This is a genomic window from Sideroxydans sp. (genome assembly GCF_054604835.1).
In genome coordinates this window covers 168073-188568 of sequence record NZ_JBTSFG010000003.1, presented here as the reverse complement: position 1 = coordinate 188568, position 20496 = coordinate 168073, and the positions used below count along the sequence as shown (strand labels likewise).

Annotated in this window: 25 protein-coding genes; 15 read left to right on the top strand and 10 right to left on the bottom strand. The window is 60.0% G+C overall.

The window, feature by feature from the left end; genetic code table 11:
• The first annotated feature begins 110 nt into the window (after positions 1 to 110).
• From ACYCZ5_RS06545 to ACYCZ5_RS06530, 4 genes are read left to right on the top strand one after another with little or no spacing between them, the layout of a single operon-like run.
• Positions 111 to 962 carry an HDOD domain-containing protein gene (locus ACYCZ5_RS06545; protein WP_461543989.1) on the top strand — a complete coding sequence of 284 codons (852 nt, stop codon included), beginning with the start codon at positions 111 to 113 and terminating at the stop codon, positions 960 to 962.
• Position 963: 1 nt separating this feature from the next.
• Positions 964 to 2565 (top strand): adenylate/guanylate cyclase domain-containing protein, encoded by a 1602-nt coding sequence (locus ACYCZ5_RS06540; protein WP_461543988.1) that lies wholly within the window; start codon positions 964 to 966, stop codon positions 2563 to 2565.
• Positions 2566 to 2578: 13 nt separating this feature from the next.
• The gene (locus ACYCZ5_RS06535) at positions 2579 to 3391 is read left to right on the top strand and encodes a M90 family metallopeptidase (protein ID WP_461543987.1); all 813 of its coding nucleotides are present in this window, start codon (positions 2579 to 2581) and stop codon (positions 3389 to 3391) included.
• A 26-nt stretch (positions 3392 to 3417) separates the two neighbouring features.
• Positions 3418 to 3759: a nucleotide pyrophosphohydrolase gene (locus tag ACYCZ5_RS06530; protein ID WP_461543986.1), complete on the top strand. Its 342-nt coding sequence runs from the start codon at positions 3418 to 3420 to the stop codon at positions 3757 to 3759.
• Positions 3760 to 3763: 4 nt separating this feature from the next.
• On the opposite strand, the gene ACYCZ5_RS06525 is transcribed toward ACYCZ5_RS06530, so the two are convergent.
• From ACYCZ5_RS06525 to flgA, 3 genes are all read right to left on the bottom strand, one after another.
• Entirely contained in the window at positions 3764 to 4216 is a 453-nt protein-coding gene (locus ACYCZ5_RS06525) for a flagella synthesis protein FlgN (protein WP_461543985.1), read from the bottom strand.
• Positions 4213 to 4524: a flagellar biosynthesis anti-sigma factor FlgM gene (gene flgM, locus ACYCZ5_RS06520; protein ID WP_461543984.1), complete on the bottom strand. Its 312-nt coding sequence runs from the start codon at positions 4522 to 4524 to the stop codon at positions 4213 to 4215. The genes ACYCZ5_RS06525 and flgM overlap by 4 nt, the downstream gene beginning before the upstream one ends.
• Before the next feature lie 193 nt (positions 4525 to 4717).
• Positions 4718 to 5407, bottom strand: coding sequence for a flagellar basal body P-ring formation chaperone FlgA (gene flgA / locus ACYCZ5_RS06515; protein ID WP_461543983.1), 690 nt, complete (start codon positions 5405 to 5407; stop codon positions 4718 to 4720).
• A 142-nt stretch (positions 5408 to 5549) separates the two neighbouring features.
• Here flgA and flgB point away from each other — a divergent pair, with 142 nt between their 5' ends.
• The 11 genes from flgB to flgL all read left to right on the top strand — a co-directional run bounded on the left by flgB (position 5550) and on the right by flgL (position 16001).
• A complete protein-coding gene (gene flgB / locus ACYCZ5_RS06510) occupies positions 5550 to 5957 on the top strand; it encodes a flagellar basal body rod protein FlgB (protein ID WP_461544167.1) in 408 nt (135 codons plus the stop codon).
• Positions 5958 to 5968: 11 nt separating this feature from the next.
• Positions 5969 to 6373 carry a flagellar basal body rod protein FlgC gene (gene flgC, locus ACYCZ5_RS06505; protein ID WP_461543982.1) on the top strand — a complete coding sequence of 135 codons (405 nt, stop codon included), beginning with the start codon at positions 5969 to 5971 and terminating at the stop codon, positions 6371 to 6373.
• An 11-nt stretch (positions 6374 to 6384) separates the two neighbouring features.
• Positions 6385 to 7047: a flagellar hook assembly protein FlgD gene (locus tag ACYCZ5_RS06500; protein ID WP_461543981.1), complete on the top strand. Its 663-nt coding sequence runs from the start codon at positions 6385 to 6387 to the stop codon at positions 7045 to 7047.
• Positions 7048 to 7059: 12 nt separating this feature from the next.
• Positions 7060 to 8499, top strand: a complete 1440-nt coding sequence (gene flgE / locus ACYCZ5_RS06495) for a flagellar hook protein FlgE (protein WP_461543980.1) — start codon at positions 7060 to 7062, stop codon at positions 8497 to 8499.
• A gap of 39 nt (positions 8500 to 8538) precedes the next feature.
• The gene (gene flgF / locus ACYCZ5_RS06490; RefSeq protein WP_461543979.1) at positions 8539 to 9282 is read left to right on the top strand and encodes a flagellar basal-body rod protein FlgF; all 744 of its coding nucleotides are present in this window, start codon (positions 8539 to 8541) and stop codon (positions 9280 to 9282) included.
• Between the two features lie 152 nt (positions 9283 to 9434).
• Complete coding sequence (flgG, locus tag ACYCZ5_RS06485) at positions 9435 to 10217, top strand: flagellar basal-body rod protein FlgG (RefSeq protein WP_461543978.1); 783 nt, start codon at positions 9435 to 9437, stop codon at positions 10215 to 10217.
• Between the two features lie 11 nt (positions 10218 to 10228).
• Positions 10229 to 10873 (top strand): flagellar basal body L-ring protein FlgH, encoded by a 645-nt coding sequence (locus tag ACYCZ5_RS06480; RefSeq protein ID WP_461543977.1) that lies wholly within the window; start codon positions 10229 to 10231, stop codon positions 10871 to 10873.
• Positions 10874 to 10882: 9 nt separating this feature from the next.
• A complete protein-coding gene (locus ACYCZ5_RS06475) occupies positions 10883 to 11989 on the top strand; it encodes a flagellar basal body P-ring protein FlgI (protein ID WP_461543976.1) in 1107 nt (368 codons plus the stop codon).
• A gap of 9 nt (positions 11990 to 11998) precedes the next feature.
• Positions 11999 to 12805 carry a flagellar assembly peptidoglycan hydrolase FlgJ gene (flgJ, locus tag ACYCZ5_RS06470; protein WP_461543975.1) on the top strand — a complete coding sequence of 269 codons (807 nt, stop codon included), beginning with the start codon at positions 11999 to 12001 and terminating at the stop codon, positions 12803 to 12805.
• Positions 12806 to 12858: 53 nt separating this feature from the next.
• The gene (flgK, locus tag ACYCZ5_RS06465; protein ID WP_461543974.1) at positions 12859 to 14790 is read left to right on the top strand and encodes a flagellar hook-associated protein FlgK; all 1932 of its coding nucleotides are present in this window, start codon (positions 12859 to 12861) and stop codon (positions 14788 to 14790) included.
• Positions 14791 to 14795: 5 nt separating this feature from the next.
• Positions 14796 to 16001: a flagellar hook-associated protein FlgL gene (flgL, locus tag ACYCZ5_RS06460; RefSeq protein ID WP_461543973.1), complete on the top strand. Its 1206-nt coding sequence runs from the start codon at positions 14796 to 14798 to the stop codon at positions 15999 to 16001.
• 60 nt (positions 16002 to 16061) lie between these two features.
• Here flgL and fliR read toward each other — a convergent pair whose 3' ends face one another.
• Genes fliR through ACYCZ5_RS06425 form a run of 7 tightly spaced genes read right to left on the bottom strand, consistent with a single transcriptional unit; the run spans position 16062 to position 20424 of the window.
• A complete protein-coding gene (gene fliR, locus ACYCZ5_RS06455) occupies positions 16062 to 16868 on the bottom strand; it encodes a flagellar biosynthetic protein FliR (protein ID WP_461543972.1) in 807 nt (268 codons plus the stop codon).
• Between the two features lie 4 nt (positions 16869 to 16872).
• The gene (gene fliQ, locus ACYCZ5_RS06450; protein WP_461543971.1) at positions 16873 to 17142 is read right to left on the bottom strand and encodes a flagellar biosynthesis protein FliQ; all 270 of its coding nucleotides are present in this window, start codon (positions 17140 to 17142) and stop codon (positions 16873 to 16875) included.
• A gap of 23 nt (positions 17143 to 17165) precedes the next feature.
• Positions 17166 to 17930, bottom strand: a complete 765-nt coding sequence (fliP, locus tag ACYCZ5_RS06445; protein ID WP_461543970.1) for a flagellar type III secretion system pore protein FliP — start codon at positions 17928 to 17930, stop codon at positions 17166 to 17168.
• Complete coding sequence (fliO, locus tag ACYCZ5_RS06440) at positions 17923 to 18372, bottom strand: flagellar biosynthetic protein FliO (RefSeq protein WP_461543969.1); 450 nt, start codon at positions 18370 to 18372, stop codon at positions 17923 to 17925. Before fliO ends, fliP begins: the two co-directional genes overlap by 8 nt.
• Positions 18373 to 18386: 14 nt before the next feature.
• On the bottom strand, positions 18387 to 18788 hold the full coding sequence (fliN, locus tag ACYCZ5_RS06435; protein ID WP_461543968.1) for a flagellar motor switch protein FliN: 402 nt from the start codon (positions 18786 to 18788) through the stop codon (positions 18387 to 18389).
• Positions 18781 to 19779 carry a flagellar motor switch protein FliM gene (gene fliM / locus ACYCZ5_RS06430; protein WP_461543967.1) on the bottom strand — a complete coding sequence of 333 codons (999 nt, stop codon included), beginning with the start codon at positions 19777 to 19779 and terminating at the stop codon, positions 18781 to 18783. The genes fliN and fliM overlap by 8 nt, the downstream gene beginning before the upstream one ends.
• Positions 19780 to 19794: 15 nt before the next feature.
• Positions 19795 to 20424 (bottom strand): flagellar basal body-associated FliL family protein, encoded by a 630-nt coding sequence (locus ACYCZ5_RS06425; RefSeq protein WP_461543966.1) that lies wholly within the window; start codon positions 20422 to 20424, stop codon positions 19795 to 19797.
• Positions 20425 to 20496 lie beyond the last annotated feature (72 nt).

The window sequence follows — 20496 nt, the reverse complement described above, 5'->3', positions numbered from 1 at the left end:
TTGGGGTGCCGTTTTCACTTGGTGCGGCGCGGTGGACACGCAGGCGCCACACATCCGCTAACCTTCTTGGCGCAACTCGGTAGAATGGCCCGGTCCGAACAACCCTGGATGTGTCATTTCTGAATATGATTCGAGGCAAGATCGACTTCAAGAGTGTGCCGGTGCAGGCGGGTGTCATCTCCGACATCATCAATCTCGATATTGAATCCAGCGAATATTTCCAGCGACTGGACGACCTGATCGGCGCCGATCAGGGTGTGGCGTCGCTGGTGCTCAGAGTCGTCAATTCGCCGCTGTACAGTCGCGGCAACAAGGTGGGCACTATTCCGCTGGCGATCAGCCTGCTGGGCTACAGCGTGCTGCGTTCGCTCGCCTTGCTGGCATTCAGCCGCTCCTTGTTCTCCGAGACCCGGCATGAGGCTTTCCGTTTGCACATCTGGCAGCACTCGTTGCTGACCGCGATCGCCAGCCAGCGTATCTGTCAGAGTCTGGGAGACAACAAAAATGGCGATGAGGCTTTCATCGCGGGTCTGATGCATGACATCGGCAAGGTGCTGATGTTCACGCAACATCCGGACATGTATCAGCGGGTGTTCGAGTATATGTTCGAGAACAACTGCAGCAGTGCTCAGGCCGAGCAGAGATTCTTCGGCTTCGATCATTTCCAGGTGGGCGCGGAGGCGGTCAAGGAATGGCGTTTGCCGGATCGGTTCAATGCCTATATGGGTGCCGAGCTGTCGCATGCAGAAGGGGCCGACGCCATATCGACCAGCCTGATAGCGGCCAATGCATTGCTCAAGTCGGCGGGCATCGGTGCCAGAGAGATAGAGGCGCCCGAAGTCAGAAGGGCGAGACTGCAGGCATTCGGTCTGGACGATGCGCTATGCGATAGTCTGCTGCAGGACGAGTTCATCGCCGAATTGAGAGAGTCCGAGATCTACCGGCTGTGCATGAATATCTAGCATGACTGAAACATCCGCACAAACCACCCGCAATATCTCGGTGACTTCTCTGGAGCACGGCATCTGGCCGGGCCTGAAGGCACAGCTTGAGCCTTCGCTAGCTAGACTGGGTCTGGCGCGTCTGGCTATCCCCGTCATGTTGCTGCTGCATGACGCGGTAGATATGGCCGTGCGTGCGATGCACTTCGAGGCTTTCAGGCGTTTGGCCGAGGATGAGTTCGGCATGGTGACCGGCAGCAATGCCGCAGACCTGGAAGCATTGTTCAATGCCGAGGTGGGAGAGCACGGATCGCAGAACATCGCGCAATACTGCAAAGACAACGGCCAGCACGTGCAGATCGGTTTCCCGCAACAGGGCGGCTACATCCTGTCTATCGCCGTGCCCGTGGCGTGGGATGTCTCGCAGTGCGGCACACAGGGGCTGGTCGATGCGCTGGGCTTGCGCTGGCAACAGGCCCAGCCGGTGCAAGGTTCGACTGCCTGCATCTATGCGCTGGAGCAGGCATCCCCCGATCCGGCCTCAGCACGCAGCGGCGTGCTGCTGGATGACGCCGCCAGCCAAGGTAGCATGCAGCACATCTGCAACAAGCTGGGCTACGGCCTCATCCGTTTCTCCAGTGCGGGCGAAGTCATCGCCGTGTCGCGCGCCATGCTGGACAGCATGCGCCTGCCTGCCGAGGCTGCGGCCATCGCCGACCTGTGTACGTCCATTCCGTTCAACTTCTATAACGATGTGATATGGGGCTTGGCGCTGACCGGCGAGGGCGGTGTGTTCGAGAACTACCGTACGCGCGTCTATCTGCACGGGGAGGAGGGCGTGACGGCGCTGTTCAATGTGAGCGGCTATCGTGATGCGGATGCGACCATCCACTCGCTGTGGCAGATCGTGTCGCTGGACGAAGGCACCACCCATCTGGGTGAAGGCTCCATCCTGAGCGAGGCGCGCATACACAACATCACGCGCAACTATGTGCCGCAGATGGTGGAGGAGAAGGCGCGCGAAGCGGTGCAGTTGGGCAAGTCGAAGCTGATCAACGAGGAGTGCGAGATTGCCGTGCTGTTCTGCGACATCGTGGGCTTTACCTCCTTCGTGGAAAGCAACGCCAGCAGCGAATCCATCATCAACACACTCAACACCATCTTGCGCCGCGTGTCCGGCTCGGTGCGGCGGAATCGCGGCTATATCGACAAGTTCATGGGCGATAGCGTGATGGCCATCTTCATGGATCCGGCGGATGCCATCGCCGCCGCTATCGATATGCAAAAGCATGCTGCCGATATCAACGGTCTGCGCTCACGCGCCGGGCAGGATGCACTCAGTCTGCGCATCGGCATACATTGGGGCGAGGTCGTCATCGGCAATGTGGGGACGGCGGAAAGATTGGATTGGACGGCGATAGGTGATGTGGTTAACACCGCGTCGCGCATCGAAAAGAATTGCAATCCCGGTGCCATCCTGATCAGCCAGACTTTGATGGATGCGGTCGATGTGGCGCGCCACCCGGAGTTCGCATTCGGCGACCTGTTCACCATTCATGTCAAAGGCAAGCGTCAGGGCTTGCCGGTATGTCATGTCGCGGCGACCGAGATCAAGTCGAAATGAGCGGTGAGCTGCGATGCGTGACACCGGAACGAGTTTGAATCCGCTCGACCTGCTGGCCAGCCTGTTCGACAGCGGACGCGGTGCGTATGCGCTGGACGAGGCAGCGTGGCGGGTGGCGATGGCCTTGCCGGTGTTCGATGGGCTGGATGAAGCGGCGCGTCTGCGCTTGTACGGACTGGCGCAGGGGCTGTTGGCAGACAAGGCGTTCTCGGGCGCGGGCGGGCTGGAGATGGATGCCGCGATGGCGACGACCATCGCGGCGTTCGCCGTGCTGCCGGTGTTGGATCTGGAGGAGGGCTGGTACGCAGGCTGGGTCGAAGTGGTGGTCTACCCGGGCGAGTTCGTGTACGACGGCGAGCAGATGGATGAGACGGGCGTGGTGCATCATGTGCGCCATGCGCGTAGCGGGGAGGCGATGGCGGGCGGGCCGCTGGTGCTTTCCTGGCAGGATGTGCAGGGGTCGGGTCGTGGCGAGGGCTTCAACGTGGTGATCCACGAGTTCGCGCACAAACTGGACATGCGCAACGGCGAGGCGAATGGCAGGCCGCCGCTGCATGCGGGGATGGACCCGGCTGCGTGGGCGGAGGTGTGGCTGGCGGCTTACGATAATCTGTGTCGCCGCGTGGACGGCGGCGAAGTGACGCAGATCGATCCGTATGCGACGGAGGGGCCGGCGGAATGTTTCGCGGTGCTGTCCGAGTATTTCTTCGAAGCACCGCATGTGCTGCAAGCGGAATATCCGGCAGTGTATGGGCAACTGGTGCAGTTCTACCGGCAGGATACGCTGGCGCGCCTGAGGCAGGCGGGCGGTATCATCGGTACCTGAATCTTTCTATTCGACAGGATCGCAATATGAGCGAACACAAGGGCGACATCGCCGAGATCACCGAGGCACTCATCCACTTCCGCGACGAGCGCGACTGGGCGCAGTTCCATAACCCAAAAGACCTGGCGGCCGCTCTCTCCATCGAGGCGGGCGAACTACAGGAATGTTATCTGTGGAAGGCGCATGGAGAAGCGGACGGGTCGCGCGTGCGCGAGGAACTTGCCGATGTGCTGGCCTATGCCTTGCTACTGGCGGAACATTACAAGCTGGATGTGAAGCAGGTGGTGCTGGAGAAGATCGCGAAGAACGCGGAGAAGTATCCCGCGCATAAAGCAAAAGGCAGTGCGAAGAAGTACAACGAGCTTTAGCCTGTTAGCCGCTGCCCAGCGTGCGCCCGGTGCCGGGCATGTTGGTCTTGCCTTTTGTGTCGTAAAGTCCGGCGGTCTGTTCGGACGCGCCGAGCAGGGCTTGCACGGCCTGCTGGTTGTAGCGCATACGCACTTGTATCAGTTCGCCGTTGGTCTTGTTCATCTGTTGCGCTTGCGTGCCCATCTTCTGGATGTCTTTCCACACGTCGACTGCGACGGCGGCATTGCTGCGCAGCCATGCTTCGACCTTGCCCGGCCCGGCGGCTATATATTGCGCGCGATCCTTGACGAGTGCCGTGAGCGCTTCGGCGGCGCGGGTCTTTTCGTTGGCGAGGTCGAGCAGGGGTTCGGTGTCGGGGGAGAGCAGGATCTGTTGCTCACGTTCGAGCAGGCCGATAAAGGCCTGCAGCGCGGTGCGCTCTGCGGTCAATCGGGTCTTTATCTCGGCTGCGTTCAACGCTGGCTCGCGCTGATAAGGTCGTTCACGGTCTTGAGCAGGCCGTCGGCGACCGCACCGGCGTTGACCTGGAAGCGGCCTTCGCTGATGGCTTGTTTGATCTCGGCGACTTTCTGCGCATCTACCACCTGCGCGCTGGCGACGCTGCTTTCCAGACTGCGCAACTGGGCGGTAGAGGTGCCCAGATGCACGCTGGTGCCCTGATCGCCTGCGGGGGCTGGGCTGTGGCTGCCATTTTTTGCGGCAGGCGTGCGGGCAGTGGCTTCGCCCAGATTGCCGGTGACAGGTTTGGTGTTGTCGATCTTCATGGTAGGACTCCAACTATTCTGGTTCGATTGTCTGTTGTATCGGTGCCGAATGCAAAAACTTTAGCATTTTTCCGAAATATATTTTTCAGTCGGTTCAGGGGCGCACCTCCGACACGTTACTGGCGGAACCAGCCGTTTGCGGGAGGAGGTGCAATGCGACCACTCCAGCACCGGAGGGCTCCGCCCCACTGTGTCATGGTCGCACTTCAGCCATGCCTTCGGCCACCGTCCTGGCCGTGATGACCTGGGATGTGGCGGTGCGGATGCGCACCATCTCTCCTTCCTCGGTATCGTTCAGAGCGATACCTTGCTGACTGACCACAAAACCGTTGCCGTGCGCGCGCAGGGTGACGGACTGCCCCTGGCGGATGAGCAACGGTGCGCGCAGCATATCCTGCCGCAGCAGTTGGCCGGCACCGATGGCGAACTTGAGGGTCTTGCCGATGGCTTGTTCCGGGGCGGTGATGAGGCCGGGACGGCCCAGTTCGCCGCGTTGCGGACTGAGGTCGGCAGCACTCAACACTGTGCCTTGCGCCAACGGCCGGCTGGCGACCAGCAGATCTGCCGTGACTTTGATGTCGGTTTGCAGGAACACGCGCCAGCCGGGCTGGGTCGTGCACCGCACTCCGATACTGGTCTTGCCGATCAGTTTTGCGCCGGCGGGCAGAAAGGCTTGCAGCTTGTCGCAGGGCTCAAGCTTGAGGCGGCGGTCGATAGCCGTGACTTCTATACGGACTTCGCCCGGCAGATCACGGCTTTGCGCCTGCGCGTAGGCGAGGGCGGCGGCACGGATGGCGGCATGGCTCTGCTGCGGCGCAGCCAGCGCCGCGCCGCCCCACAGGTAACTGATCAGTAAGAATAGAGATGCCAGCCGTTTGTTCATGGCTGCATTGTCATCTTTTGGGGGGAGGCCGAAGGGGGGAAATAGAACGGGTTTTTACCCTTAATCGTTCGATTGGATGGAAAACCCCGGTACTAGTATGCTAGCCATCACAAAAGTAGTCAGGAAAGGCAGGGTGCTCACCATGGGCGGCAGAATAGACGAAATGTTCCAGTTCCATCAAGTGGCGCTGAACCTGCGCGCCGCGCGGCAGGAACTGATCGCGTCCAACATCGCCAATGCGGATACGCCGAACTACAAGGCGAGGGACATCGATTTCTCCAGCGCGCTGAAAGGGGCGCTGGGCGGCACGAGCGCCACGCTGCAACTGGAGGCGACCGCCGCCAAGCATCTGTCCGGCGACGACACGGGTGAGACGGTGATGGGTGCGCCGGTGCAGTATCGCGTGCCGGTACAGCCGAGTGCGGACGGCAACACAGTGGATATGGATGTGGAACGCGCGCAGTTCGCCGACAACGCGATGCGCTATGAGGCGAGCGTGCGCTTCGTCAGCGGCAAGGCCAAGGACGTGCTGGCCGCATTACAGAACTAGGAGGACTGATCATGTCATTGTTCAATGTGTTCAATATCGCCGGTTCCGCCATGTCGGCACAAGCGCAGCGGCTCAACGTGGTGGCCAGCAACCTGGCCAACGCGGACAGCACCACCGGCCCGGACGGCAAGGCATACAGGGCGAAACAGGTGGTGTTCGAGACCGCGCAGCAGGCGGGACAGGTCGGTGCCGGGGTCAAGGTGTCGGCCGTGGTGGAAGACAATGCGCCGATGCGCATGCAATATGATCCTAAGCACCCGATGGCCAATGCCGAAGGCTATGTGGAGATGCCCAATGTGAATCCCGTTGACGAGATGGTGAACATGATCTCGGCTTCGCGGTCCTACCAGAACAATGTAGATGTATTGAACACGTCCAAGTCGATGCTGATGAAGACGCTCACCATCGGCCAATAAGGAGATAGATCATGGTTGACTCAGTAAACAGCAGCACGTCGGGAATCTCAGCCACTTCTTCGCTCGCCGCGTCGTCCACCGACATCGGCGCGACGCAGGATCGTTTCCTCAAACTGCTGGTCACGCAGATGAAGAACCAGGATCCGCTCAATCCTATGGATAACGCGCAGGTCACTTCGCAGATGGCGCAGCTTTCCACGGTGACCGGCATCGACAAGTTGAATTCGACCGTGCAGGCGCTCAGTAGCAGCATGCTGGCCAGCCAGTCCCTGCAAGCCGTTTCCATGATCGGCCATGTGGCGCTCACCGACGGCGACGGCATGGACCTGGCCAACGGGAACGCCTATGGCGGTGTCGAGCTGGCGCAACCGGCAGACAAAGTCACGGTGCAGATCACCAATGCTGCCGGCGCGATGGTGCGCACCCTTCATCTGGGCGCACAAGAGTCCGGCGTCGTCGATTTCAGTTGGGACGGCATGACCGATACCGGTAGCACGGCGGCGGATGGGAAATATACCTTCACGGCCGTTTCGGAACTGAGCGGCAAGAAGAGCGACGTCACCACGCTGTCCTATGGTCTGGTCAACAGCGTGGCGCAGTCGAGCAGCGGTGTCACAGTCAATATCGGTGATCAGGGCGAAGTCGGCCTGCATACCATCAGAAAAATCTTGTAAAGGGAGGACGTCATGAGTTTTCAACAAGGATTGAGTGGCCTGAACGCATCTGCCAAGCATCTGGATACGATCGGCAACAACGTGGCGAACGCCAACACCATCGGCTTCAAACAATCGCAGGCGCAGTTCGCCGACCTTTACGCGACATCGCTGGCCGGATCGGGCGCGGTGCAAGTGGGTACCGGCGTGAAGATCGCCAACGTGGCGCAGCAGTTCACCCAAGGCAATATCACCAACACCTCCAACAGCATGGATACGGCCATCAGCGGCCAGGGTTTCTTTCGCATGGTGGACCAGAATGGCTCGATCTCCTATACGCGCAACGGCCAGTTTCAGCTCGACAAGAACGGTTACATCGTGAATAGCCAAGGCCATCAGGTATCGGGTTATCTGGCGAACAACGGCATCATCACCGCAGCCCAGCCAGTACCAATCCAGATTGTCGCTGCCGACTTGACGCCGAATTCGACCGCCAACATCGCCGTCGGCCTCAATCTGGATTCACGTATGGCGTTGCCGACCATCACGCCGTTCGATCCGAACAACCCGCAGACCTATAACAGTTCGACTTCGCTGACGGTCTACGACAGCCAGGGTTCCAGTCATGTGGCTTCCATGTTCTTCGCCAAGACTGCAGCCAACAACTGGAGTGCCTATTTGACCGTGGATGGTAATCAGGTACCGGCAGCCGGTACGGCGCTTACCTCGATGGTCTTCAATACCAGCGGTGCGCTGACTTCGCCCACCTTGCCGGTGACTTCAGCGAGCTTTGATCCGGTACCTGCGCCCATCTCCTTGGTGGGGGCAGGTGTCACCAACGGCAGTACGACTGTGACCGGCCCCAGCACTACGGGCTTGCTGGTGGGCGCGGCAGTCAGTGGGCCGGGCATCCCGGCAGGGGCGACGATCGCGAATATTGTTGATGCGAACACGTTCACGCTATCTGCCGCTGCTACCGCCACCAGTGCAGCAGCTACGTTGAGCGTCGTGAATCCGGCCAGCGCGGGCAGCCAGACCATCAAATTCAATTTCGCAGGCACATCGCAATTCGGGGGCAATTTCGGGGTCAACACCCTGACTCAGGACGGCTTCGCCTCAGGCCGCCTGAGCGGCTTCTCCACCAGTTCAGACGGCACCATCCTCGGTCGTTATACCAACGGTCAGTCGCGTGCACTGGCTCAGGTGGTGCTCGCCAATTTCACCAGTCCGCAGGGACTGCAGCCGCTGGGCAACAACGCCTGGGCGGAGACGGCATCCTCCGGCGGTCCGCTGGTCGGCACACCGGGTTCCAGCAGTCTGGGGGTGTTGCAATCGTCGGCGGTGGAGGATTCCAACGTGGACCTGACCGCGGAACTGGTGAATATGATCACCGCACAACGCGTGTATCAGGCCAATGCGCAGACCATCAAGACGCAGGATCAGGTGCTGCAGACGCTGGTGAACCTGCGTTAAGGCCGGAATCTAGGAACCAGGTATTAGAGGGAGAATGATATGGACAGACTGATCTATACCGCTGGGACCGGGGCGACCCACATCCTGCATCAGCAGGCGACGGTGTCGAACAATCTGGCCAACGTCAACACGCCGGGCTTTCGCGCCAGCATCGATGCGTTCCGCAGTGTGCCTTTGCAGGGTGAAGGTCTGCCGACGCGTGTCTTCGTGGTCGATTCCACAGCAGGCACCGACTTCACCCCGGGCGTGATGCAGCAGACCGGGCGCGCACTGGATGTGGCGTTGGACGGCAAGGGCTGGATCGCGGTGCAGGATGCCAACGGCAACGAGGCTTACACGCGCAATGGCAGTTTTCAGATGTCGCCCAACGGCGTGTTGCAGACTCGCACTGGACTGACGGTGCTGGGCGATGCCGGACCGCTCTCCATCCCGCCCGATACCCAAGTCACCATCGCCAAGGACGGCACCATCTCTACCGTGCCGACCACCAACCAGAAGAACGGCGTGATCGCGGTGGGACGTCTCAAACTCACCAATCCGCCGGAAGATCAGATGGTGCGCGGTGATGATGGCCTGTTCCGTACACGCGACGGCAACCCGGCCGAAGCTGATGCCGGTGTCACCGTGGTCGGCGGCAGCCTGGAAGGCAGCAACGTCAATACCGTGGAAGCCATGGTCAACATGATCACACTGGCGCGGCAATTCGATACGCAGATGAAGCTGCTGCAAAGTGCCGACGAGAACGCCAAGAAAGCCAGTGCCGTTCTCACGCTCAACGGCTGATCTTCTCCTTGAATCTCCCGATGCCGGGCCATAGTCCGCGCGAGCTGTTAAATCGGGAATAAGCGCGGTTTTCTCCATGTGTTCGCCGCATACATTTGTCGGCAGCGGGGTAATGTGGCAAGCAAGCACAGTACACCGAAAGGACACGCATCATGATTCGCTCATTGTGGATATCTAAGACCGGTCTGGAAGCACAGCAGACCCAGATGGACGTCATCTCCAACAACCTAGCTAACATCAATACGTCCGGTTTCAAGCGCTCACGTGCCGTGTTCGAAGACTTGCTGTACCAGAACATGCGCCAGCCCGGTGCGCAGTCGTCGCAGCAGACGCAGATCCCCTCGGGTCTGCAGATCGGTACCGGCGTTCGCCCCATCGCGGCAGAACGCATCCATACCCAGGGCAATCTGCAGCAGACCGGCAACCAGCTGGATATGGCGATCCAGGGCGCGGGCTTCTTGCAGGTATTGATGCCGGACGGCACGACGGGTTATACACGCGACGGTTCGCTGCAGTCGGACGGCCAGGGGCAACTGGTCACTGCCAACGGCTTTGTGGTGCAGCCGGCTTTGACCATACCCGCCAATGCGACTTCTATCACCATCGGACAGGATGGCGTGGTCAGCGTCACGCAGGCCGGCTCGAGTGCGCCGGTGCAGATCGGCAGTATCCAGTTGGCGACCTTCGTTAATCCGGCCGGATTGGAAAGCATGGGGCAGAACCTGTATCTGGAGACCGCTTCCAGCGGCACGCCCAGCACCAATGTGCCGGGCACCAACGGCACCGGCACCCTGAGTCAGGGCTATGTCGAGACCTCCAACGTCAACGTGGTGGAAGAGTTGGTGAATATGATCCAGACGCAGCGCGCCTATGAGATCAATTCCAAAGCCATCACCACGTCCGACCAGATGCTGCAAAAACTGTCACAGATCTAACGAGGTGCATCATGCGTAATTTGAGTGGTGTGATCAGCGTCCTGGCAGCCGGCTGGCTGCTGGTCGGCTGTGTGCCCAGTACCAATATCCGCGAGCCGTTGACGGCCTCGCCGACTATGGCGCGTACTGCGCCGCCGCCTGCCAATGGTTCCATCTTTCAGGCCGGTGTGAATGACCGTCCGCTGTTCGAGGATCGCCGTGCCCGTCGTGTCGGCGATGTCGTCACCATCAGTATCGCCGAGACCACGGCTGCCACCGGCAAATCCGGTGTCACGCAGGAGAATACCGGCAGTCTGTCCGTGACCTCACCGGCCATCACCGGCGGTTTGTCCGGCAGTAGCAGTGTCAAGACCGGCATCAAGAACGATGCATCGGGTTCCAATACCTTCACCGGCACTTTGACTGCGACCGTGACCGAAGTGTTACCGAACGGCAATCTGCGTGTGGCGGGCGAGAAGCAAGTCAGCATCCGTTATTCCGACGAGTACGTGCGCTTCTACGGTGTAGTCAATCCGGACGATATCAGCGGCAGCAACACTGTGTTGTCGACCAAAGTGGCCGACGTGCATCTGGAATACAAGGGCGCGACCAATCTGGATGGCGCGGCGGTGACCAGTATGTTTGCGCGCATCTTCACTACCGTGCTGCCGTTCTAGGAGAATGTCATGAAACGATTTATCGTATCTATCCTTCTGGTGATGCTGGCCGCATTCTCCAGTGCAGCTTTGGCAGAGCGCATCAAGGATCTGGCCAGCGTGCAGGGTGTGCGTGAGAACCAGTTGCTCGGCTACGGTCTCGTGGTCGGTCTGGACGGTAGCGGCGACCAGACCACGCAGACACCTTTCACCGTGCAGAGCACGATCACCATGCTGGCGCAGATGGGCGTGACCTTGCCGCCCGGCACCAGCCTGCAATTGAAGAACGTGGCAGCGGTGACTGTGACGGCTTCGCTGCCCGCTTTCTCGCGTCCCGGCCAGACCATCGATGTCACGGTCTCGTCCATCGGTAACGCCAAGAGCCTGCGCGGCGGCACCTTGCTGATGACGCCGTTGAAAGGTGCCAACGGTCAGGTGTATGCGATGGCGCAGGGCAGTCTGCTGGTGAGCGGCGCCGGTGCGGCGGCGGGTGGCAGCAAGACCGTGATCAATCATTTGAGCGTGGGACGCATTCCGAGCGGTGCCACGGTGGAGCGCGAGGTGCCGACTGCGCTGGGGCAGGGTGATTACATCTATCTGCAACTGAATACGGCGGATTTCACCACCGCAGCACGCATGGCCGACACCATCAATCGCGATGTTTCGCCAGATTTCTTGATCGCCAATGCGCTGGATGCCCGCACGGTGCAGGTCTCGGCCCCGCCGGGTTTCGAGCGCGTGCAGTTCTTGTCGCGTCTGGAGAATCTCTCGGTCGATGCGGCGGCCGGTAGCGCCAAGGTGATTGTCAACGCCCGCACCGGTTCGGTGGTGATGAATCAGCAGGTCACTCTGAGCGAATGCGCGGTGGCGCACGGTAATCTGACCGTGGTCATCAGCACCGACAACGCCGTGAGCCAGCCCAACGCGCTGGCTGGCGGGGATACCGCAGCGGTCAGCAATGCGGACATCAAGATCGAGGCGTCCTCGGGCAATATGCTGCATCTGAAACGCGGCGTGGCGCTGGGTGATGTGGTCAAGGCACTGAATTCCATCGGTGCCACACCGCAAGACATGCTGGCCATCCTGCAGGCGATGAAGGCGGCCGGTGCCTTGCGCGCGGAACTCGAGATCATCTAGGGAACGGCGATGGCGCTCTCACCGGACAGTTTGAACGGACTCGCAGCGGACAGCCAGGCGCTGGACCGCCTGCGCTATCAGGCGAAACAGGCGCCGGATCAGGCGCTGCAGAAGGTCGCGCAGCAGTTCGAGATGGTGTTTCTCAATATGATGATGAAGAGCATGCGCGACGCGACACCGCAGGACGGCATGATGGATAGCGAGCAGACCAAGCTGTTCACCGGCATGCTGGACCAGCAGTTGGCGCAGGAGATGTCCAAACGCGGTGTGGGATTGGCCGATGTGATGGTGCGCCAGTTGAGCGGCCAGCAACCTGCCGCCCCCGCCCCGTCTGCCGTGACTTCAGCCTATCAACCCATGACGCAGCAAGGTTTCATCGAGCGTATGCAGCCGCATGCCGAACGCGCCAGCCGCAAAACGGGTGTGCCGGCTGATTTCATCATGGGGCAGGCGGCGCTGGAAAGCGGCTGGGGCAAGCGCGAGATCAGGAACGCCGACGGCAGCAGCAGCCATAACCTGTTCGGCATCAAGGCCGGTAGTGGCTGGCAAGGAAAAGTGGCTGAAGTGACCACCACCGAATATCAGGACGGCGTCGCCAGCAAGCAGGTGGCACGCTTCCGGGCCTATGATTCTTATGCGGATTCCTTTCAGGACTATGCCCGCTTGTTGAGCGAGAATCCGCGCTATGCGGGTGCATTGGGACAGACGAATGCGGTAGACTTCGCCCAGTCGCTGCAGAAAGCCGGCTATGCCACCGATCCCCGCTATGCCGACAAGCTGGCAGGGGTGATCGGCAGTATCAGCACAAAGGCCTAAAGTATTTTGGCGACCTGCCGATAAACTAGGCGAAGGATCGTCAGGAGAATCACATGGCTTCAGTCTATAACATCGGTGTCAGTGCGCTGAAAGTGGCCCAAGCGGGCATCAGCGTGACCACGCATAACATCGCCAATGCGAACACCCCGGGCTATTCACGCCAGGAGGTCATTCAGGGCACCCAGATATCGCAGAATCTGGGGCAGGGTTATTTTGGCTCCGGAGCAGACGTGTTGGGCATCACGCGCCAGTACAGTGACTTCCTCGGTGCGCAGGTGAATGCAGCTCAGATGCGCTCCAGCAACCTGTCTACCCAGTACGATCTGTCTGTGCAGGTGAGCAACCTGCTGGGAGACACCAACGGCGGTTTGAACACTGCCTTGCAGGACTTCTTCGCATCGGCCAATACGGTCGCCAATTCGCCCGAATCGCTGGCTGCGCGGCAGACCATGATCGGCAGCGCGCAATCCCTGAACAATCGCATGCAGACGCTGAACAGCCGCATGGTTGAGATCCGTGACAGCCTGAACGGGCAAATGATCAACAGCTCCAACCTCATCAACAGCTACGCCAAGCAGATCGCCGCCCTGAACGACAACATCGTCAAGGCACAGGCGCAGGGCGGGCCGTCACAGTTACCCAATGACTTGCTCGACCAGCGCGACTATCTGGTGTCGCAACTGAGCCAGGAGATCGGTGTCACCAGCGTGAAGCAGGTGGACGGTTCGATGGATGTGTTCATCGGCAACGGCCAATCCTTGGTGATCGGCACCCAAGTCTCCTCGGTGCAGGTCACCAACTCGGCAACCGACCCAAGTACGCTGGAATTGGCTTATGTTAGCAATAAGGGCACAGTCAGCCGCATCCCGCAAGACGCGCTGCAAGGCGGCAATCTGGGCGGCTATCTGACCTTCCGCGACACCATTCTGGATCCTGCCCGTAACGCATTGGGTCGTATCGCCATCGGCATCGCCGACACCTTCAATACCCAGCACCAGCAGGGGCAGGATTTTGCTGGTGCCTTGGGCGGAAAATTTTTCAATATCGCGACGCCGCAGGTCGCGGCCGCGACCACCAATGTGGGCAATTCGACCGTGGCTTCGACCATCGTCGATCCAGGCAAGCTGACCACGGACGATTACCTGCTGCAGTTCGACGGCACGGCTTACACCCTGTTCAACCGCACCACCAATGCCGCGGTCCAGTCTTTCACACCGGCCGCATTGGCGACTGCGCAGACCGTGGCCGGCACCGGCATCACGCTGCAGCTGACGCCGGGTGCGGTAGCGGACGTTGCTGGCGATTCCTATGTGATCCGTCCCACGGTCGCGGGTGCGCGTGATTTTGGTCTGTTGGTCACCGACCCGGCCAAGATCGCTGCCGCCAACCCGATCCGCAGCAATGCGCCCATCACCAATCTGGGAAATGCTGCGATTGCACAACCGTCGCTGGCGGGCACCTTACCGCTGAATGCCAACCTGCAGCAGCCGATCACCATCACTTTTACCAGTGCAACCAGCTACACGGTGAGTGGCACCGGTGCACCGGCGGGTGCGCAGGCCTTTACCAGTGGCGCGGACATCACCATCAACGGTTGGACTACTAAGATAACCGGCACGCCCGTCGCTGGGGATACATTCACAGTCAAGACCAACACCAACGCGTCCACTGACGGCAGTAACATGCTGAAACTGGCGCAACTGCAAACGACCAACACCTTGGTGAACGGTACAACCAGCTATCAGGGGGCATATAGCCAGCTGGTATCGCAGGTCGGTACACAGACGCGCGAGCTGGAAGTCACCAGCAAGGCGCAGGCCACCATGCTGGCCCAAGTGACCAAATCGCAGCAGTCCGTTTCCGGGGTCAATCTGGACGAAGAGGCTGCCAATCTGCTCAAATACCAGCAGGCATATCAGGCGGCGGCGAAGGCCATGGCGATCTCGCAATCCATGTTCGATTCGTTGCTGCAACTGGGAGGTTAATCATCATGCGTATCAGTACCAGCACACTGTATAGTGAAGGCGTGACAGCCATGCAGCAGATGCAGAGCAATCTGGCCCGGACCAATTTGCAGATCGCTACTGGTCAACGCATGCTGTCGCCGGCGGACGATCCGGCAGCGGCGGCGCGTGCCATCGAACTGAATCAGTCGGATGCCTCCAACACACAATTTGCAAGTAACCGCACGGCAGCTGCCAACACACTCTCGCTGGCGGAAGGGGTGCTTTCCGGCGTCACGTCGGCCTTGCAGGAGCTGAAGGGCCTGGGCGTTGAAGCGGGCGGTGTGATGACCAATGCCACCAGTATGAAAGGCATCGCAACCACCTTGCGCGGACGCATGCAGGAACTGTTGGGTCTGGCGAACAGCACCGACGGCGTCGGCAACTATTTGTTCTCCGGTGGCCAAGGCAAGGTCAAACCTTTTGTGACGACGGCAGCGGGCACGATCTATCAGGGCGATGATGTGCAACGCCAGATCCAGGTGAGCGCCTCGCGCCAGATGGCCGCGACCGAAGCCGGTTCCGATATCTTCATGCGTGTCCGTAACGGTAATGGTTCGTTCCAGACATCGGCCGGTACGGCTAACACCGGTACCGGCATCATCGATCAGGGGCAGGCGTTGACCGCACCGTTCAACGGCAACAACTATCGGGTGACCTTCACCAGTGCAACGACCTTCGATGTGCAGAACCTGACTACGGCTGCGCCGGTTTCGACCGGCAATGCCTATGTCAGCGGACAGGCGATTACCTTCGACGGTATCCAGTTCGAGATCAGCGGCGCGCCTGCATCGGGCGACACCTTCGATGTGAAACCCAGCGCCAATCAGAACGTGTTCGATACGCTGGATGCCTTCATCGCGCTGGCAGATGCCCCCCCGGCACCCGGCGATGCCTTCGCTGCCGCCCAGTTCAATCAAGAGCTGCAACAGGTATTGGCTTCGCTGGACCAGGCATTGAACAGTGTGCTGTCCTCACGGGCCACCATAGGCGGCCGCCTGCGCGAGATAGATTCTCTGCAGGCCACCGGTGAAACACTGGGATTGCAATACAAGAACACGCTGTCGAAGATACAGGACACGGACTATATCCAGGCAGTGACCGACCTGAACAAGCAGCAGATGGCATTGCAGGCATCGCAACAATCGTTTGCCCGCGTTTCGCAGCTGTCGCTGTTCGATTACCTGCGTTAAGCCCACCTTCTCTTCATTGCGGCACACAGAGCGATCTGTGTGCCGTTTTATTTTGTGCGGTCAGAGCGGGGCGGGAGCGGGGCGTCCGCTGAGTTGCAGCATGATGCGGGCAACGGTATCGAGTGCCTGGTGGAATATGTATTCCAGCAAAGGTGCAAGGAACGGCAGCAACAGCGCCAGCACGATGAAGCCGACGCCTATGGTGATGGGGAAGCCGACGGCGAAGATGTTCAGCTGCGGTGCGGTGCGCGTGAGGACGCCGAGTGCCAGGTTGGTGATCAGCAGTGCCGCGATGAGCGGCAGCGAGAATTGCAACGCATAGGCGAAGATGCTGCCACCCCATTCGGCCGCCGTGCGGAACGCACCGGCCGACGGTATCGTGTTGGCGATAGGAAAGGACTGGAAACTGTCGCCCAACGCGGCCAGCATGTACAGATGCAGATCCATGGAGATGAAGGTCAGTGCCACGATGATGCCGAGGAACTGCGCCAGTACAGGGCGGATAGTGGAGTTCTGCGGATCGAAGAAGTTAGCGAAACCCAACCCCATCTGCATGCCGGCGATATCACCGGCCATCTCGATGGCGGCGAAGATCAGCCGGATCGAGAAGCCCATCATCAGTCCGGCGACCATCTGCTGCAGCAGGATCAGGATGCCCTCGGCCGATGCGGGGTCGGGCAGGTCCTGCAAGTCCAGCGTGGGGGCGATGACGACGGTGAAGATCGCCGCCAGACCGATCTTGATCCGTATCGGCACCTGACGGTTACCAATCACCGGCGCACTGGCGATCAGCGCCAGCACCCGCGCCATGGGATAGATCAGCATGGCGATCCAGGCGGTGAGTTGGGCGCTGGTGAAGCTGATCACACGGTCAACCTATGATGTAGGGGATGCTGCCATACAGTCGCGTGATGTATTCCAGCATCAGGTTGACCATCCAGTGGCCGGCGAGCAGCAGGGCGGCAAAGATGCCGAACACCTTGGGGATGAACGACAGGGTCATCTCGTTGATCTGCGTCGCAGCCTGAAAGATGCTGACAGCGAGACCGATGGCCAATGCCGTCAGCAACATGGGGGCCGACAATATCAGGGTCAATTCGATGGCCTGTTGGCCTATGGTCATTACGCTTTCGGGGGTCATGAGACGCCTCCTGTATTCTTGAGTTAGGTATAGAAACTTTGTACCAGCGAACCGATCAGCAGGTTCCAGCCGTCGGCCAATACGAACAACATGATCTTGAACGGCAGCGAGATGGTGGCGGGGGACAGCATCATCATACCCATCGACATCAGCACGCTCGCGACCACCATATCGATGATCAGGAAGGGGATGAAGATCATGAAGCCGATCTGGAACGCGGTCTTCAATTCGCTGGTGACATAGGCCGGCACCAGTATCTTCAGCGGGATGTTCTCCGGGCTCTCCAGTTCTTCGCTGTTGGAAATGCGCACGAACAAGGCCAGATCGGCTTCGCGTGTCTGGCGCAGCATGAATTCCTTGAGCGGCGCGCTGCCTTTTTCGTAGGCGGTTTCCAGATTCATCTTGTTCTGGCTGTAGGGTAGATAGGCCTCGTTATAGATCTTTTCCAGCACCGGCGACATCACGAAGAAAGTGAGGAACAGTGACAGGCCGATCAAGACCTGGGTCGGCGGAGACGACGGCGTACCGATGGCGGAGCGCAACATGGCCAGCACGATGACGATGCGGGTGAACGCGGTCATCATCAGCAGGATGGCCGGCAGAAAAGTGAGCGACGTGATCAGGATCAGCGTCTGCAAACTCAATGTGTAGGTCTGTCCCCCGCCGGCTGCGGGCGTGCTGGTGATCGCCAGCATGCCCGCATCGGCCGCATGCGCGACCGGCATGCCCAGGCTCAGTGCGAGCAGCAGGAAAATGGAAGCCCCGAGCGGGGACAAGCGGCTAGCCATTGCGCTTCTCCATGTGCTGCTTGAGCCAACTCTGGAACGATCTTTCGGGCACGGCACCGTTCGTCGAAGCCCCTGCGGGGATGCTGCCCTTGGGCATGGTGTGCAGCGCGCTGACTTGGCCGGGGGCGACACCGACCACCAGCCAGGTATCGTTCACCTCGACCAGTACGATGCGTTCGCGCTGACCGACCGCGATACCGCTCACCACCTTGAGCGCATTGAGGCCGCTCTGACTCGGATGGTTGATGCGTTTCAGGAACCATGCGACGGCCATCACGGCCGCCAGCACCAGCAGCAGGCTGACGACCACCTGTACCACGCTGCCGGACGACACGCCGGCGGGCGGCGGGGGCGGGACGTAGGCATTGCGCGCAGCATCCGCCGCTTGGGCGAGCGCAGAGCAGGATGCTGCAAACAGGGCAGCAAACAAACGGGTGAGCATGGTTGTGTCCCGGGTTATTTGTTGATGCGGCGCAGGCGTTCGGACGGCGTGATGATGTCGGTCAGGCGGATGCCCAACTTGTCGTTCACCACCACCACTTCGCCCTGGGCGATGAGGAAGCCGTTGATCAATACATCCAGCGGCTCACCTGCCATACCGGCCAGTTCCACCACCGAACCCTGTGCCAGTTGCAGCAGGTTCTTGATCGGCATCTTGGTACGTCCCAGCTCCACGGTCAGTTGCACCGGGATGTCCAGGATCATGTCCAGATCGTTGTGCGCGGTCGCGCCGCCTTCACCGGCGAACTGCTCGAACACATGCGGTTGTGCCGCCGGGGTCTCGACTGCGGCCTGTTCGGCCATCGCCGCGCCCCAATCGTCGGCGCTGATTGCTTCTTCTGTGGTGTCTTCAGCCATTTTTTCCTCCAGTTTGAGCTTCGCCCGTATCTGTTTTCACCATACGTTCGACCTTTAATGCGTAGTGCGAGTTGGAGATGCCGTATTTGCATTCCATCACCGGCACGTTATCCACCATCACGCTGACATTCTCGGGGACATCCAGCGGGATGACATCGTCGACTTTCATGCGCAGTACATGATCCAGCGTGGTCGAAGCATGGCCGAGTATGGCGTTGAGTTCGATCTCCGCCGACTGGATCTGCTTGGACAGCATGTGCAGCCAGCGTTTGTCGGCGATGACATGGTCGCCCTGCATGGTGCTGTAGAGCAGCTCGCGGATCGGTTCGATCATCGCGTAAGGCATGCAGATATGGATGGATCCGCCGACGCCGGTGAATTCGACCTCGAAGGTCGTCACCACCACCACCTCGTTCGGTGTGGCGATGTTGGCGAACTGCGGGTTGACTTCGGAACGCAGGAACTCGAAGTCCAGTTTGTAGACCGGCTCCCATGATTTCTCGTACGCCTCGAACAGCACGTCGAGCAGTTTCTGGATGATGCGATGTTCTGTCTGCGTGAACTCGCGTCCTTCGACGCGGGTGTGGAAACGTCCGTCGCCGCCGAACAGGCTGTCCACCACCATGAACACCAGATTGGGGTCGAAGATGAACAGCGCATTGCCGCGCAAGGGTTTGACCTGCACCAGATTCAGGTTGGCCGGCACCGGCAGGTTGCGGATGAATTCGGAGAACTTCATCACCTTGACCGGCCCGACTGACACTTCGGAGGAGCGGTGGATGAAGTTGTACAGCGCGATGCGGAACAGTCGTGCGAAGCGCTCGTTGATGATCTCCATGGTGGGCATACGCCCACGCACGATGCGCTCCTGTGTGGCCATGTTGTAGGAGCGGACACCTCCCGCTTCCGAGGCGTCCTTGACTTCCTCGGTCTCACCCGTGACGCCCCGCAGCAGCGAGTCGACTTCGTCCTGGGATAAGAATTCGCTCATGGCCTCAATTCACTTTTACTGGATGATGAAATCGCTGAACAACACATCCACCACACCGGTGGTTTTCGGTTCTTTCGGAGCGGCCGGAGCAGCGGGTGCCGGAGCGGATTCGCCGTGAGCCATTTCGCCGTGTGCGGCAGGGGCGTGCGCTTCAGCAGGGGCGGCCTGTGCTTCGCTCTTGAAACCCAGAATGCCGTCCACTTCGGCGATCACTTGCTCGACCAGGATCGTTTTGCCTTCGGAAGACACTAGCTCGGATGGCTTCTTGCTGGACAGCAGGAAAAGCAGCTTGCTGCGGATCTCGGGCATGGCGTTCTTGATCTTGAGTTCCAGCTCGGGATCAAGGATCTTTAGTGTGATACCCGCTTGCAGGTATTGGTCGCCTTCCTCGCGCTGCAGGTTGACGGTGAATTTCTCGCCCAGCGGGATGAATTTCGGCTCCAGCACCGGCTCTGGTTTGTGCGCCTCGGCTGCATGCTCTTCCGCGGGGGCTTTGCTCTGGGTGAAATACCAGCCTGCGCCGCCTGCCATGACGAGTACCAGCAGGCCGATGACGATAATCAGCAGTTTATTGCTCTTGGCGGGCGCTGGTGCGCCTTCTGCGGGAGCAGCTGGTGCTGCGGGCTTTGCGGGTTTTGACGCCATCTCTGATTCCTTTCCTGTTGATGATGATTATGCGGAAGGCCAAGCTTACACCATCAAGGGAATAAGGCAGAA